The sequence below is a fragment of the Microbulbifer sp. GL-2 genome (assembly GCF_007183175.1).
Classification (GTDB): Bacteria; Pseudomonadota; Gammaproteobacteria; order Pseudomonadales; family Cellvibrionaceae; genus Microbulbifer.
On sequence record NZ_AP019807.1, the window covers coordinates 3,374,552 to 3,389,702 of the forward strand.

15 protein-coding genes are annotated in these 15,151 nt (G+C 47.5%); 5 read left to right on the forward strand and 10 right to left on the reverse strand.

Translation table 11 applies throughout. The annotated features are described in order from the left end of the window. Positions 1-374 precede the first annotated feature (374 nt). Together GL2_RS14825 and GL2_RS14830 are read right to left on the reverse strand one after the other, a co-directional pair. On the reverse strand, positions 375-992 hold the full coding sequence (locus tag GL2_RS14825; protein ID WP_143731377.1) for a LysE family translocator: 618 nt from the start codon (positions 990-992) through the stop codon (positions 375-377). Next, positions 992-1,597 carry a DUF924 family protein gene (locus GL2_RS14830; protein WP_143731378.1) on the reverse strand — a complete coding sequence of 202 codons (606 nt, stop codon included), beginning with the start codon at positions 1,595-1,597 and terminating at the stop codon, positions 992-994. Before GL2_RS14830 ends, GL2_RS14825 begins: the two co-directional genes overlap by 1 nt. Positions 1,598-1,777: 180 nt before the next feature. On the opposite strand from GL2_RS14830, the gene GL2_RS14835 reads away from it, so the two are divergent. The 4 genes from GL2_RS14835 to GL2_RS14850 all read left to right on the forward strand — a co-directional run bounded on the left by GL2_RS14835 (position 1,778) and on the right by GL2_RS14850 (position 3,880). Continuing rightward, a complete protein-coding gene (locus GL2_RS14835) occupies positions 1,778-2,074 on the forward strand; it encodes a hypothetical protein (protein ID WP_143731379.1) in 297 nt (98 codons plus the stop codon). A gap of 71 nt (positions 2,075-2,145) precedes the next feature. Next, positions 2,146-2,949, forward strand: a complete 804-nt coding sequence (locus GL2_RS14840; RefSeq protein ID WP_232053632.1) for a DUF6249 domain-containing protein — start codon at positions 2,146-2,148, stop codon at positions 2,947-2,949. Positions 2,950-2,958: 9 nt separating this feature from the next. After that, entirely contained in the window at positions 2,959-3,513 is a 555-nt protein-coding gene (locus tag GL2_RS14845; protein ID WP_143731380.1) for a sigma-70 family RNA polymerase sigma factor, read from the forward strand. Continuing rightward, the gene (locus GL2_RS14850) at positions 3,506-3,880 is read left to right on the forward strand and encodes a hypothetical protein (RefSeq protein ID WP_143731381.1); all 375 of its coding nucleotides are present in this window, start codon (positions 3,506-3,508) and stop codon (positions 3,878-3,880) included. The genes GL2_RS14845 and GL2_RS14850 overlap by 8 nt, the downstream gene beginning before the upstream one ends. 254 nt (positions 3,881-4,134) lie before the next feature. Here the strand turns inward: GL2_RS14850 and GL2_RS14855 are convergent, their stop codons facing one another. From GL2_RS14855 to GL2_RS14885, 7 genes are all read right to left on the reverse strand, one after another. Continuing rightward, on the reverse strand, positions 4,135-4,656 hold the full coding sequence (locus tag GL2_RS14855; protein WP_143731382.1) for a GNAT family N-acetyltransferase: 522 nt from the start codon (positions 4,654-4,656) through the stop codon (positions 4,135-4,137). 846 nt (positions 4,657-5,502) lie between these two features. Then, positions 5,503-6,600: a serine hydrolase gene (locus tag GL2_RS14860; RefSeq protein ID WP_172621165.1), complete on the reverse strand. Its 1,098-nt coding sequence runs from the start codon at positions 6,598-6,600 to the stop codon at positions 5,503-5,505. Positions 6,601-7,411: 811 nt separating this feature from the next. After that, positions 7,412-8,503, reverse strand: coding sequence for a hypothetical protein (locus GL2_RS14865; protein ID WP_143731384.1), 1,092 nt, complete (start codon positions 8,501-8,503; stop codon positions 7,412-7,414). After that, positions 8,500-9,201 (reverse strand): OmpA family protein, encoded by a 702-nt coding sequence (locus GL2_RS14870; protein ID WP_143731385.1) that lies wholly within the window; start codon positions 9,199-9,201, stop codon positions 8,500-8,502. Before GL2_RS14870 ends, GL2_RS14865 begins: the two co-directional genes overlap by 4 nt. After that, a complete protein-coding gene (locus GL2_RS14875) occupies positions 9,194-10,504 on the reverse strand; it encodes a MotA/TolQ/ExbB proton channel family protein (protein ID WP_143731386.1) in 1,311 nt (436 codons plus the stop codon). Before GL2_RS14875 ends, GL2_RS14870 begins: the two co-directional genes overlap by 8 nt. After that, positions 10,504-11,736, reverse strand: a complete 1,233-nt coding sequence (locus tag GL2_RS14880) for a class I SAM-dependent methyltransferase (RefSeq protein WP_143731387.1) — start codon at positions 11,734-11,736, stop codon at positions 10,504-10,506. The genes GL2_RS14875 and GL2_RS14880 overlap by 1 nt, the downstream gene beginning before the upstream one ends. Before the next feature lie 73 nt (positions 11,737-11,809). Continuing rightward, positions 11,810-12,424, reverse strand: a complete 615-nt coding sequence (locus tag GL2_RS14885; RefSeq protein WP_143731388.1) for a polymer-forming cytoskeletal protein — start codon at positions 12,422-12,424, stop codon at positions 11,810-11,812. A gap of 1,304 nt (positions 12,425-13,728) precedes the next feature. On the opposite strand from GL2_RS14885, the gene GL2_RS14890 reads away from it, so the two are divergent. Then, complete coding sequence (locus tag GL2_RS14890; RefSeq protein ID WP_232053633.1) at positions 13,729-14,166, forward strand: phytanoyl-CoA dioxygenase family protein; 438 nt, start codon at positions 13,729-13,731, stop codon at positions 14,164-14,166. Positions 14,167-14,347: 181 nt separating this feature from the next. Here the strand turns inward: GL2_RS14890 and GL2_RS14895 are convergent, their stop codons facing one another. Beyond that, a complete protein-coding gene (locus GL2_RS14895; RefSeq protein WP_143731389.1) occupies positions 14,348-14,785 on the reverse strand; it encodes a hypothetical protein in 438 nt (145 codons plus the stop codon). Between the last annotated feature and the right edge of the window lie 366 nt (positions 14,786-15,151).

The window sequence follows — 15,151 nt, forward strand, 5'->3', positions numbered from 1 at the left end:
ATGCCTCCCAATTGCCTTTCAGACATTCCAACTTGTTTGTATGGCAATACAGTAACTGTATAAATATTCAGTGTCAACGGAAGCCGCTGAGAAATAGGCGGGGAATTGATTGCGCTCAGGGGAGTGAGGGTTGCGGTAGTCTGATCACAAGTAATTTTTCAGGCTGTCATAATCTGGCTTCGCAGTTCGGCGTACTCCCCCCAGGCGCCGGGCTGCAATCTCCGCTATTACAGGCCCTTAAACAGGGCCTGTTTTTTTGAAAAAAGATAAAGTAAAAAATCAATTAACCGGGCTATGGTTTTACTCCCGTGTATCTCAACTGGTCCCCTGAATCTAGCATGGGAGGGGGATGGGTGCGGCGAGCACCGCGGAGATCAAATGGTGAGGACAAGCTTTGCGGCCAAGCCAATCAGTAAAAGGCCAAACAGCTGCTGGATGCGGTGGCCAAGGTGCTTATTCACCAACTGGCGCTTGCGACTGGCGTGTACAACCAGAGCGATGATGCAATACCAGAGAGTATCTATCCCGGAAGCGATTGCAGCCATTCCCAGTTTGGTGGTGAGAGTCTGCTGTTCAGACACAAATTGGCTGAATAAAGCAGTGAAGAAAACGGCAATTTTGGGATTAAAGAAAGCCACACCGAACCCCTGGGCTATGGAGCGGCGGACACTCTGCCGGGGTGCTTCCAGTTGGGTGGTAGAGGAACCCGGAGCGGGAGCACGCAGGGCCTTCCAGCCCAAGTAAACCAGCATGGCGGCACCAGCCCATTGCAGAATATTAAATAGCAGTGGCGAACTGGTAATAAGAACTGCGAGGCCAAAAGCGGTGAGCGCTGCGTAAATGGCGACACCGGCCCCATGAGCTATCGCACTGGCCAGGCCCTGCTGGAGTCCTGAGGCAGAAGAACGCATAACAATCAGGAGACTGGGGCCAGGGGACATGGCTCCGAGAGCGCAGATGCCTGCGAGTGATAACCAACCAAGTAATTCCATTATTTAAAGCCGCCCCCTTGTGCCAGCCAATGTTTCTCTTCTTCTGTGGATTCGCGGCCAAGTGCCGCATTGCGGTGCGGATAGCGGCCGAACTGCTCGATCACTGCCTGGTGGGCCAGGGCATATCGATAGTGGGTTGCAAGGTATGGGGCAGTACTCTGGTCACCCTGGTATTGTTGCTGCAACTGGCCGAAGTATGCCACGGAGCGGCGTTGAATCGGGAGCTTTTCACTGTGTTCCAGTGGCATACCGACAAAAATCTGCTGGAACAGGCCCAGATTCCCCGTATCACCGCGTTGTAGAATGCCCTCGGCGATATCGAGGGCAAGTGGATCCCCTGCAAAGGCCAGGCTGCTGCCGCGATAGATGTTACGAGCGAACTGGTCGCAAAGCAGCATCAGAGCTAGCTCGCCTTGCAGGGTCTGGCGCCAGTGGCTTAGAGCATTTCCAAGGGCTCTGTCGGTAACCTCTCTGAAATCGTGCTGTATCTCGTGGTCCAGCTCTGGTGTCGCTGCAAACCAGCGTTGCTGTTGTGTATTGGATGGGGGGTGATCCAGTGCCGGGCCTCCGAACCAGAATGTCAGCACTTCCGCTATTGAAGACATCAATTTGAACTCGCTGCAATGAATCCCGAATTATTGCGACTTTTGCACCCGCTGGTCCAGGGAGGCAAGGGTATCGTGCTACCCGGCAAGTGGCGCGAGAAAAATTTTACGCGCCTGCATCCAAACTCCAGCCTGAGCCCGTCATAAGGGTGTACAAGGAAAAACGGTCTGGAGGTCACAATGTTTACTACGGGATCATTTAAGAAGGTACAATTTTGCGCCGTACTGGTATTGGCGCTTAGCGGCATGCAAGCCGTACAGGCCAAGGCGGCAGAGCTGGGTTTTTCTGTGGAAGACATCCACCGGCAACTCACCGAGAAGACCGACCAGCACTTTATGTTGAAGCTAAACGAGTGCCAAGCAAAGGGCGATTCTAAGGGCATCGGATTGCCCCATCCGATATATATTGCCGAGGATAAGCCCCAGCAAGGCGCTACGCCGAGCCCCTATTCAAAAGGCCGCCTGACAGTCATGTAAGACCGAAAGCAGTTTTGAATACCCCCGACGGTGCAATAGCACAAATAAAGAGAAAGATCAGAGAGCAAACAATGAGAGCGAGAAATTCACAATCCATGCGAGCGAGTGCCCGCTGGCTGGTAACCCTGGTAGCTGCATTCGCTGCCCTGGGTAGCTGGGCACAGGATGAGGACATAGCACTGCCCGAGCCCCCGGCTCCACCTGAGCTAAATGCCGAGGCCCCGGAGGCTCCCGAGTCACGGGTCCGCATTATGCGCGATGACAATGGCGTACTCACCATCAAAACCGAGGGAGAGGACGGAGAGCGCAGTGAGGTCAGGGTAGATCTTGGCTCAGATTTTGGCGGCCCCCTGAGTCAACGAATTATCGAGAAGCTGGAGAGCAAGGGCATTCTCGATGAGCGTGGACAGGTGGTCGAGGAGGCCCTAGACAGTGTTCCAGAGAATGTTGAGATCGGCCTGTCCAAAAAATATGATTCTCGATTCAATGACTCGAAGGAATCTCATTCTGGCGAGGCTTTCCACCAGGTAGTGACGCTGCCAATGCTGGCTTTGATCTGCGTCTTTGGTATGCCGGTGCTGATTGTCTGGCTGGTAACTCGCAATAGTTATCGCAAGAAGCAGCTGGTGATGGAAAATATCAATCGTATGGTGGCTGAAGGCCGGGATGTACCACCTGAGATGCTGGATATGCTTGAGGGCGATAGTCCCAGGAATCCCAATGATCGAGGTATTACTCTGATTGCGGTGGGTGCCGCAGTGTTTATCTGGCTTACCGCCCTGGCAGGAATTGGTGTGGGTAGCCTGGGCCTGATCCCTCTGTTCATCGGCCTGGCCCGCTTTATCAACTGGAAGCTCGATAACAAGCAGGTGTAGGACCGGATTATGGACCTCAATGATGAGGAATTGATCAGGCGTACCGTCAAAGACGGGGACCAGCGGGCGTATGCCCAGCTGGTTCGTCGCTATCAGTCACAGCTGCGATTCTCGCTCCGCCAGCTGTGCGATGGTGACCAGGGCCTGGCGGACGATATGGCGCAGGAGGCCTTTATTAAGGCCTATAAGGCGTTGCCGGCATTTCGGGGGGATGCCCGGTTCAGCACCTGGTTGTACCGTATCGCCTACAATCTCGTCATGAGCCATAAGCGCAAGAACGCCCCGGAAGTGGATCAGGACGCGGTCGACAGAGCACAAGCGGAAGAGACGGTGGAAGAGTCCCAGCAGCTGGGCATGGCAAGGGACCTGAACTCTGCAATGGGGAGCCTGAGCGACGCCCAGCGCGAGGCGATACACTTGTGTATGCAGAGGGGCTTTTCCCATGAGGAGGCGGCAAGCATTATGAAGTTGCCGCTAGGTACGGTAAAATCCCATGTAAATCGCGCGAGGGCCAAGCTGCGTAGCTTGCTCCAGCCATGGCGCGAGGAGGTGGTAAATGGTTAATTTTGAACAGCGGAACATAAAGGGTGGCACCTTGAGTAATGTTGCTATAGAGGGCAAAGATCCACAGTTCGATGCCTGGCTAAGCGAGCAGCTGCAGTTTGATGAGCCTTACCTGGATGATGATGGCTTCTGCGAAAGCGTGATGGCAAAACTGCCTGCGCCCTCGCAGCAGAGTGAGCGTCGCGCCAGTCGATTCCAGTATATTGCCGTGCTGGCGGCCTCGGGCATTGTTGCCTGGCAATTTCCGTTTGGTGAAGTGCTGAGCGAAGCTGCGCACCAGTCCATCAGTCTTTATAGTCTGGTGGGCGTGGGGATGCTCTCCTCTCTGGTGGTGATGGCTGGAGGTATTTTCGCTGCCCGTCGCTGAATATTACTGCGCTCAAGAGCCCGCCAATAAAGCTCAAAGTCCACCTCTAGCGATGTATTGGAGGTGGGCAAGGCATTCTTTAGTTTACGGTCCTATCCTCCTTACTTTTTATCCCCCATTCTCTCCTTATTGTTTTGACCGTACTACGTTTTTGTGTCCCTTGCTGTGCTTGGTAAAGAAGACTAACCGAAAACTAAATAGCGGAAATTTTAGGATTGGCGGCTGTTCCGGCTGCTAAAAAGTAGTCCTCGATTTTAATCTTCAATCCGCAATGCTTGATGAAATTTTGGGTGGATTCTAGCCATACGATATAGGCCAGCGTATGCACCATCTTTAAACGAAGCAAACTTTGACTCCCCTTCAACTTTAAAGCCAAATTTTTTATATAAGTAAATACCATGTTCATTATCAGTATAAACTTCCAACTCAAGGCGAATAATGTTTAACCAGTTGTCTGCCATATTGATAGTTTCTTCCAGTAAAATACTCCCAATACCTTTTCCATGACTATTTGGATGTATAGCCATTCCAAAGCTTGCCACATGCTTAGCTCTGGGTTTCGTATTCAAGTTTATACAGATATATCCCTGGATCCTTTCTTCTAGCTCAGCTACAAGAAGAATTAAACTATCGTCCTTATCATCAAGTAAGTTGGAAATTCTTTCAATGCCAAGATAAGGGTGTTGAGAGCTCTGTGCTACCACGGTTGGATGGTCAAATATTTCAGAGATCGCTCCAAAATCACTTTTCTTTGCAGCTCTAATTTCAAGTTCCATTATGATTCCTGCTGAAATTTAATGTTGCAGTGGGTAGCTGGATTCCAACAATAAGGAGTGACTGAAATAAAAATTTTACGTGTTCATTTTCAGTTTTTTTGGTTTATTCCCGTGCGGAGCCATCTCCCATGATTTTTCTATCAATTAAACGGTTTTAAGTTTATAGGTTTTTTGAGTTGCTCAGTACTATTAAGGTACTTCTTTCTTGGGGTAACTGATTAATAGGGAGTTGCACCCTCGAACCTTACTGGTGGGGCTGGTAGATTTCCCTTCTTTTTCATAGAGTTGTCAGCCGAGCGCCATATATATTTTACTTCGAGTAATTCTGAATTTTTTTAGCATGGCTTGAAAGAATTACTGTTTGAGGAGTGGCGCATCTATGGCTAAAGTCAATTTTAACCTCTAGCTTATCTGTGCCTGCAATTAGCCTCTCACTTGGCTTGAATGAGGGGTCATAGGTGCGTATGAACTCTCCAGAACTAACTATGGCAGCGGACATGACCGGAATTCCCTCCTGACTTCTAATACTCACTGCAGCCTTGGTTAAATGACTATAAGCTTTATTTGAAATTACAAAAACATTCGATGAGACTAAAAATAAGTTAGAAACTTGGATTTTTATACTTGGCATCCCTGAGAGATTTGAAGCCGGCAATGATACTATTTGAAATAATTGTATACTCCATGCTTGACCAGTATAAACGCTAATAATTATGGGTCTATGACCTGGAAGTTAGTTAGCTCCGACTCCCGCAATAGTATCGCCGACAAGCTAGCTAGCCATTGATCTAGCAGGCTAAGAGTTGCTGGATCGCGGACCTGGATAACCAAGTCCGCCTGGTTGATTCACTCGAATGGTTTCAAACGTTCCATAAGGCGCTTGCGGATTTCTTTCATCGACTTTTCCGCAGCATCATCACCGGAGTTCATCGCAATTAGAAAAATTATGTCGTGCTTGGGCATAATGCGCATGTCAGCGAGCCAATAACCATTACTGCCGGTGTGTGTAAGAAGCAATAATTCAGGGTCGTACACTGCGCCCCAACCGAGTGCATAATTACCAGTCACCGGTGAGTGCAACTTGCGATAGGTTTCGGTCTTCAGCAGTTTGCCGTGACCATGTACGCCATTGAGTTGGTCTTCTACGAAGAGAATCCAATCCTTGAGAGAAATATTGATCGTGCCGGCGGGGCCGAGAGCTTGGGGGTTATCACTATGTTTGTCAGCGGGATCAAGTGGTGTGAGCTTGCCCCAGAAGGTCTTTTTATGACCACGTGGTTGGTCCCACTTGTCTGAGAATCCGGGTGCTGCAAAACCCCCATCCTTGATCCCAAGCGGAGCAAAGATCTGTTCATTGATGAGATCCTCCCAGGTTTTGCCTGTTCGAGCCTCGGCGATGGCGCCCGCGATAATATAACCGAGATTGGAATATGCAAATGAGCCGGCTACGGAGGCGGGCGGCATCGTGAGATAATTGCGTGCTACCGCCATGCGTTGTGCTTGTATTCCGTTTACTGGTTCGATTACTGCTTCAAATTGAGGAAGCTCCTTATCGTCGGTCAGGGGCGCTAAGCCCGCAGTGTGGCTGAGCAATTGCGTGATAGTTATGTCGCGGTAAGCGGGATCCATCTTTTTCGCGAAAGCGGGAAACGAATCCGCAAGTGTATCCTCAAACTGCATAACGCCTTGTTCAACAAGGCGTGCGATCATTGTTGCAGTTATCGCCTTTGTATTGGATCCAATGTGCCAACGATCGCCGATAGTGGCCAGTTCCTGACGACCCTGTGCACGAACACCGTCCACTGCCACAGCAGCGGTCTTACCGTTGATTTGAATCAGCGCAGCGATAGCAGGGAGGCTGTTTTTGTCGCGTGCTGTGCTAAGTGTCTGCTCGAGAAATGTCTGCAGCGTATCGTCGGCATGTGCGGTAATGGTTGCTACCATTAGAGCGACTGTAAGGAGGAACTTTGACGGAATTTGAAGGTGCCGACGACGCATCTTAGTAAGCCTGTATTAAAAGTATAGTAAAAAGTCTATGGCGGTCACGGCCATCGGTAAAAATGGTACGTAGTTTCAAAGTTAATTGAGCCCCATTTTTTGATGGTCAACTGCAGTGCCTTGCATAAGTCCAGCATGGGTATGAATTAGTAAAATAAAGCCCAATGCAAGTATCCGATTTATATTGGTGTTTTATATATAAACTGCTCGCTAATGGCAAGAGAATAGTTGTGAGGGGGCGCCTAAAGGAAGCTGAAAGCAAAAATATATATTTTTAGAATTCTAAGCTGAAGATGATCCAATAAGAGATTGGAGTCACTTGCTTTTTAGCCAGTGTAAAGAGCAAAACTGGCACAAGGCGGCCCCGCCAATAATCGGTCAAACTGATTGAGATGGAAAAATCACAATGGCATCAAGTGGCTGATAAAGATATTCATCCTGTAAGACAAATATTTTGATGTGAACTTTGCACGACAAGCAATTCTTGAAATTTAGTGTCCTGTCCTTGAAAGTAGTAGTGGTTTTTACTTGCAGTATTGCCAGTAAAACTCCATGCGTAGCACATTAATTATTCTTCACTGTAGTGGTCAGCTTAACTTATTAGCTTTTAAGTAGTGTTCGAAATTAGCAAATTATTTAAATTTTTTCCTAATTTTGCCTATCTTCCAAAACTTCTCTTGCTTAAAGTTTGTGAAACGTAAGGGCAGAGAAATTTATAAAGACAAGCTGCCCAAAGGCAGCATTCAAAAGTTCATGCCTAGCTGAGGCCCAGCTCCCCTTCTATTTGTGATTTACGCCATACTGAATAACTTTGAGGAACTTTTGCTTCTTTGGTGTTGTCAGCGATGATTGCGCGTCCCATGCTTGGCCAGCATAAAACTGCGAGTACTCTTGGGGTAATGACCTGGAAGACCTTGGGTGGCCCCATTAGGGTTTTCAGTTTCTGTACCAGTGGTAACCATGATGCCGGAACAACCTGTTCGGCAACCATCCATGATGCCTGGGGTTCGCTGCCCAACTGCTTTGTAAGGGACTCGTAACGCAGTGTCGCTGCTCGGAGAGCCGCTTGTGGAGATGGCATTATTACTGCACGTGCACGCCGCTCGGCACACAGAAGGCAAATTTCTTCGGGCAGTCCGCTTTGCTTTGCAAGCTCTGGGTTTAATGCCCAGCCGTGAGTCTTTATATGGCACTGGCAAATTGAGCAGGCATACTTTGGGTTTTCAGCCGTGAATAATGAGTTCACTTTCTGGGGGCGTTCGCCGTTTCGCCAGAAGATTGGGTGTTTGTCAAAAATGGAGCTGGCAAAGTATCGTGCATAGTTCAGCCAGTCGATATCGGTAACGGCTCCAAAGCGGTCTTTGCGCACTAGGTCGGGAATATCCAAGCTATAAAGGTAGCGCAGGCAATGTGGGCAGGGCTTTAGTTGATCTTGTGGAAATGACTTAAGTACGGCACCGTAGTCGCTACTCGCCCAAAGCGGCCCCTGGAAATTGATTACCGATGGGCATTTGGGAGAAAAATGAATTTGCCCAAAGGAATCTGCCTGTGCGGAAGAGGGGTGCTGCAGGCCAAACACAAAGACCGGAATACCCCGGTAGCGCCAGCTACATGAAAGGCTATCGAGATCTGAGGAATCCAGTTGAATGCCTGTACGAATAGCGTGGGCCAAGCTATTTCGGTTTACTTTCCTGTTAGCCTGTTGTTGCGGAATACGCTTGCGTCCTGAAACAGATGTTATTTGGCCACTGGCAAGATATGAGAGAGACGCTGCAGGCATAGGCTTGATATCAGACCGTGACACTTGAGTTTTACGGTTGGGAATAAGCTGAAAGTTGGTTAGCTTCACAGCGCCTCCTCAAGAATTTGCAGGATATGACTTTCAGAATCCCGCACGACCCTAAAGGCTACCCGGCGGGAGCGATCTGCGTCTTCTATACCACTGGCATTGAGTACCGGACGGGCGGAGGAGTAACCCACAGCTGCGACCTTTGCGCGTACCAGTACTGCTTGAGCTGGTGGTAGCAGGGAGTGCGCATATTGCATTACTGCCCGTGATCTCTGTTGTGAAAGGCGCAAGTTGTGAAAGTAACCCCCCTCTGGTGCGGATTGGTCACCCCATTCAGAGCTTGTATGCCCCTCAATTTGGATTGCGGCAATAGTATCCATATAAGGAGTGAGTGCAGCGATGTATCGCGGCACAAATGAAGACATAATCTCGCGCGCGTTGTCACTCAGAGTAAAGTCGCCAGTCTTGAACAGTGCATCACTGTTATTAAAAGAGATGGCAAGGGTCTGCTTATCCAGGGAGGCTCCCCATTGGTCCAGATCGTGGGAAAACTCCTGCTGCAGTGTTTGATAAATCGCAAGCTGAGTATCCCGATAAGACTCCGCAAGTTCTCGAATCTTGGCGCGCTCATCTATCAGGGAACGCATCACAAAGACGGCGATACAGAGAAACACCATCATCAGGCCAGCCATCATGTCGGATAGGCTGATCCACTGGCTTTCACTTGACTCGCTGCTGGAGTGAGCGCTATCAAACATGCTCCTCTCCGGCGACCTGTTTCACTTGAGCGTCGATACGCTTCATTTGCTGGATCAACTGGCGGAAGTCCCGTGAGAACTCGCCGCTTAGCGTACCGAGAGCATCGCCCATTGCCGCCATTACGCTTTCTACTTCACTGTGTAATCGCTGATCCAGCAGTTCATACTGCCGCTTGATGCTTACATCTGCATTGGTTAAATCGTGAGTGATCACCTGGGATAGTTCGGTAATCATTTGCTGGTGAGTCTTGGCGATAAGCTGCGCAAGCTCTGTCATTGATTCGCGATGGCTGCTGGCGCTCTCCTGAATGATGCTGGAGAATTGATTGGGATCGATATTAGTTAGAACATCGGCGAGAGCAACCACTTTATTCGTTCTTTGCTCAAAGACCTTGGCCTGAGTTTCGCTCAGGGAGATCAGGTGTTGAACTTGAGTACCCAATTGCTGATTCGCTTTATCAATACCCTGGGTAAGAGATTCGAATTTTGGTGCTATATCCGGAATCGATTTTTGCAGGATTTCAATGGATGCCTGCTGCTCATTGAGCATGACTGAAATTTGTTCTGAATGGGTACGTTGCTGCTCAACCAACGAAGGGATAACGTTAAATATTTCAGGAAGTTCGGTGATACGCTGGTGTAACTGCAGAAGATTTTCCTGGGCGCCGTTGATTTCGATCAGCAGTGACGTAGTTTGCTCACGATAGATTGTGGCTAACTCAGCATGTTGCTCATGTTGATCTATTAAAGCCTGTAAGGCAGGGGATACTGCTTCCAGTTTTTGGGTGAACTGCTGCAGGTTTTCACCCATTTGTGCATTGAGGCCTTCGTTGAACTTCTCTACAACTGAGCTAAGCGACTGTAGTACTTCTTCACTGATGCCGTGTTGAAACTTGGCCAAATCCTGGCGCTGGGCATTAATTGCCAACAAAATATCATCTGCCGTTGCTTTGGTTGGTTGATCCTTACTGAATACTTGAAAGATCGTACGCAGTATTAAGGAAAGAAATAACCCCAAAATACTGGTTAAAAAGGCAGTTTCCAGGCCCTGCATGAGTTCTGAAATAGAGGTGTCGATATCAGCCAGGTCAAAGCCATAGATACCGATAATGATACCAATAAAGGTGCCTAGGATACCGAGGCCGGTCAGAAGTGATGGAGTCTCTTTTACAAAGCGCGGAAACTTGCCCAAAGGGTAAAAGATCAAGGCGATAGCGCTGAGGGCAAGCATTACTATAAGAAAGGTGTCGGTCACCTGTTCTGGAGATAACTTAGTCAACCAGTGGTAGAAGAACTGGGTCATTATTGATCCTTTACAACTTTTTGCATTGTTATTTCGTGATAAAAAGGCCCGTTGGGTACTCGACCGGTGCCCTGGCCAAGCACTTTCATTTGCGGCAGTGACTTCACTACATCGGTTATGGTGCGAAACTTTATCTGCTTCTTTCCGGCTGGGTGGATATAGGTTCCGACAAGGCCAGATTGTTGAATCTCAAAAACTCCACAATTGATTGGAAGTTGCTCTTGCTTAAATAGCAGAAAATGCATCACCCCACCATCCGCAAGGTATTGGTAAAGGGCGCTGGTGATGGATTGTATTTCCTCGGCGGAAAAGAAATTCAACAGATCCCAGAGTAAAATACAATCCAAATTGACAGGCAGGGTCGCCTGCCGTAATGCTGCCTGTACCACACTATCAAATGGTAACTTGCGACTACAATGCCAGATAATTGCAGAATAAAGATCAGCAATAAACAGCTCACCAACCGAGCGCTGGAGGTACTGCATATTCCTGCCGGCCTTCTGCCCAACATCAAGGGCTTTGCTCATGGGTGAGCGTGCAGTATGGGTGAGTGCTGTACTGAGTGCTGCCAGGGGAAGTTCTGTAAGGCGATTTTTCCTGAATGCGGAGATTGCCCCTGAGGAGCCCCCAGCCCTGACAGTATTTTGCGATTTTACGTTGCCATATTCGAACATCAATTCGATAAGGTCTTTGCGCATGCTTTTTCTGTGCAGGAGGGAAGAGCGTAGCGAAAAGTTGCCCATCGTTTTCATCAGCTTAAGTGAGGAGTACCTATGGGTGGGCAGCGGCTCCTGCAATGCCAGGGGGGCAGTATTAAAAGTGAATCCAGATAGGCGTTTAAAGTCTGCAGGCGCTTCGGGCATTGTGCCGGTATAAAGCATCGTATGGAAAATGGTTCCGGGCTTCAAGTGAGGACGAATCTCCTCAATGAGTCGAGTAATAAGCTCGGGCTCCATAAAATTGAATAGATCCCAGCAGAGCACAACGTCAATTTTAATTCGCTGTGGTTTTTTCGTGAGATGTTCAGACAGCTGCTTGGCCCTGCTCTGAGTATCAGAAGCATAGGTTTCCAAAAGAAGACTGCGTAAATCTTCAATAAATGTCTGGCAAGACAATTCCAGAAAGGTTTGTGTGGTGCCAAATGAAAGGCATCCCAAATCCAAAACTTTACTGCCCGGTTGGATGACTTCATCCACCAAGGCGGCAATGCCAAACGAATGATGCTGCAACATATTTTCCACACCAAAAGCTAAAACCCCGGCAATAGCCGGGGCCTGAATTGAGGATCACACGAGGTGGCTTGGTTTAGCTCTCCTCTGCTTCCTCTTCAGTTTCCTTAGCGCCGAACAGATAGTCACTTGTGTCGGACAAGCGGGAGGAATCACTAGCAGTGGAACTGCTGGAAGTGTAAGACGAGTTGCTCTGGGAGCGGTTTGCAGGCTTATCTTCAGTTGCTGGCAGGTCTGGGTGAACCAGGCGATCGGAGAACTCCTTGTGACGCTCCTTCATTTCGGAATCGGTATCTACCATATCCATGGAACCACGGAATTTACCGCCGTCATCCAGCTTGATTCTTGGTGCGATTAGGTTTCCATTGACCTGTGCAGTATTGCGGATTTCAATCAATTCGTCAGCAAGTGCATCTCCATCCAAGGTGCCTTCCACGACGATATTTTTTGCATGGATATTTGCAGTGACTGCACCACCGGTACCGACAGAAAGGTTGTGGCCGACCATAATTACAGTACCATCCACAGTGCCTTCTACGTGAAGATCTTCGGTGCCAATCAGCTCGCCGCGGAAATTGATACCCTCACCAAGCACTGATTTGGCGCCTGAATTCGAGAGAGATGATTGCTGTTCACCAGCGCTCATACCTGCTAGAAACGGTGTGGAGTCATTGCTTTTGTCAGTGCTCATCGAAATAAATCTCTTCGTTGTGGAAAAAGTCAGCTGTTGAATCTCTTGCACCTCTGCGCATAATTGAAGCAGTGTTGGTGCGTAAGGTTATACCTTGAATCGAAAAATCATCGATACCATGACCATCTGTAGATTACTCGCAATGGCTGGCATGTATACAGTTGGTTTCCTGTAAAAATCTGTGCGTAACTGTGAAGTCTGTTTCACTACCCGAGCTCTTCATTTCTATTTCTTACGGAGTCAATCCAAGAAGATTTCTCACGAAATTTTGAACCATGAGTGACTCCTGCGATTTTTCTTGATATCGCAGCACTCAGGCAATTTACTTCTTCAAGAAGCTCGTAAGTAAATATTCACTTTTTAGTATGGAGGACATGCTACTAAATTGTCTGCTGACGGGTATTGAGCCTATTAGGCACATATCAATACGAGTTAGGGTGTACTACCTTACAGCGAGCCTGTTACCGTTTAACGGCATGGCAATCAATCAAGCTGACCTCGACTTGAATGGGCTGAATTTAGCACGGATTACGCGCTAAAAATGTGACGCAAAGCACTTTTTTGTTTTTATGGTAATTATTGTGCTATTTTCGTCCTACTTTATTGGTTTTTCAGGGAATGGCAACACTACTATTGGTTCTTGCTTGCGAGAAAGGTGAGCTGGTCCAAAAACTTCGTCGTGGAGTATGGCAGTGGAAATTTTGCACATAGGTAAAGTCTATCTAGGGTCAAAGGTATGCAGGTGCCCATTAAAAAAAAGAAGCATGTGATGGGGGCTTGTTGGCATGGTTAGTTTGTATCTGCAGTTTCATTTATTTTTTCAAAAGTCACATTTTTTTGAAAGTAATGGTCGATTTAAATTGATAGTCTGATGATGAATGATGTGTGGGGTAGCATTTTCACAAGTTGTGGCAAGCTCGTTGAGAGAGTGTAGCGAATTCAACTTATAACTGTGGCTATTTGTGAGAGCAAAGGGCGGCAGGGGCTCAGTAATAAGCTATAGACAAACTCAATCCAGTTTGTATCGTGATGGTGCTTGTTATGTTTTTTACAGCCAGTCTTGTGGGGTTGCTTTAAGTAAATGGAATTGAGTGCGGCTATTCCCTAATTCGTAGTTTCCTGTCTGATAACCAGTTAAGTGACCTTCAGCGTGATTTGGCAGATTTAAAGCTTGCCAGTCATTCTGGAGGTATACGTAATGCGAATAAGAAATTCCGATTAATAGCAAAGCTTGCAGAATCTGACAAAGTCTTGAATCTGGCCCAATCGTATTTGGCTCACCCCCTCAGCCGGTAAGAGCAATATTGTTTGACAAAACTGATAGTAACAACTGGTATGTAGCATGGCATCCGGATAAAACAGTAGCTGTGTCCTCAAAGTTTAATAGGCCTGGATGGGGACCCTGGACTGTAAAGGATGGAGCCCAGCATGTGCAGCCTCCATTCAGTGTGTTGGAAGAGATTATCACTCTAAGAGTACACCTTGATGATGCTAATGTTGAGAACGGGTGCTTAAAAGTGTTGCCATATAGTCAACGTGATGGCTTGTTGGAGTCTGAAGAAATAAAGAATTATGTAGCCAAGGGTGATGTTGTGTCATTTGAAGCAAAAGCAGGGGACGTTCTGGCTATACGCCCTCATATTATTCACTCATCAAGTAAGACTCAGCTGCCAGGACGTCGCCGGATTATACATTTGGAGTATACTGGTTTTAGTTTGCCGCGAGGGATTTTGTGGAGTTGATAATAGGTTTTTGCTTTATTGAGTAGCCTCGCCTCGTAAAGGCTGCTTTTTGAGTTTTGGAAAATATTAAAATCAGGCGAGCTATTGAATAGATAAGCTAGATATTTTATAGGTGGGCATGATAACTCTTAAGAAAAAGTAGTGGCAGAAAAGGAGCTGCCACTACTTCTCCTTGCTTTATTTAGATTTTGTAATCTTCCCAAATTTGGTAATGTGGAACATCTGTTTCTACGGCATAGCCAAACATAAGTCCAGAGGACTCAATTGGAGTTACTTTTAAAATCTTAATGTTTCTGTTTGATAACTCTCGTTTTAGTAGCTCATATCCGAGATTGGTCGCCTGGGTAACTCCGCTTACTAATTTCCCACCAAAAATAACGGTGATCGTTTGCTCTTCGTTTCCAGCCACTTTGACTTTATGACCATTCAAGTTTATAGATTTAGTGGGGCCGGAGAAGCCTGAACAATCACGAGTGAGCTTAAAGGGATTCTCGCAGCCCATGCTGATCCCTGATACAGCTTCAATACCCTCGGCATCAGCCACACGAATAGCTGGGGCGGAAACGCAGCCGGTCAATGTGATAACAGCCAGTGACATACACGCAATGATTTTTTTCATTTTGAACTCTATATAATTAGGGGTTAGTGACAAATAATTGATCTACCGTAGCAGAAATCACCTCATTATGAGGTTTTCTAGCTAAAGAGGTTTGCCATGAGTTTGAGGAGGCAACAAAGAGATTGTCTATGTAAGTATGTACCCTAAGATCAAAGTCTAATAAATACCATGTCATATCCCATTGCCACTGAGATCCATAGTAGATTAGATAATTAACGTTACTCGGTATTTCTACTTTGGGCCCGCTAGATACAGAATATCCCCTTTTGCTTAGCTCTTTGACGATGATGTTGCCTAGCATTCGCTTATCATCTTTTTCTGTAACAACATGATACTTGGAGGCTTTGCTGAGGGATACACCGGGTA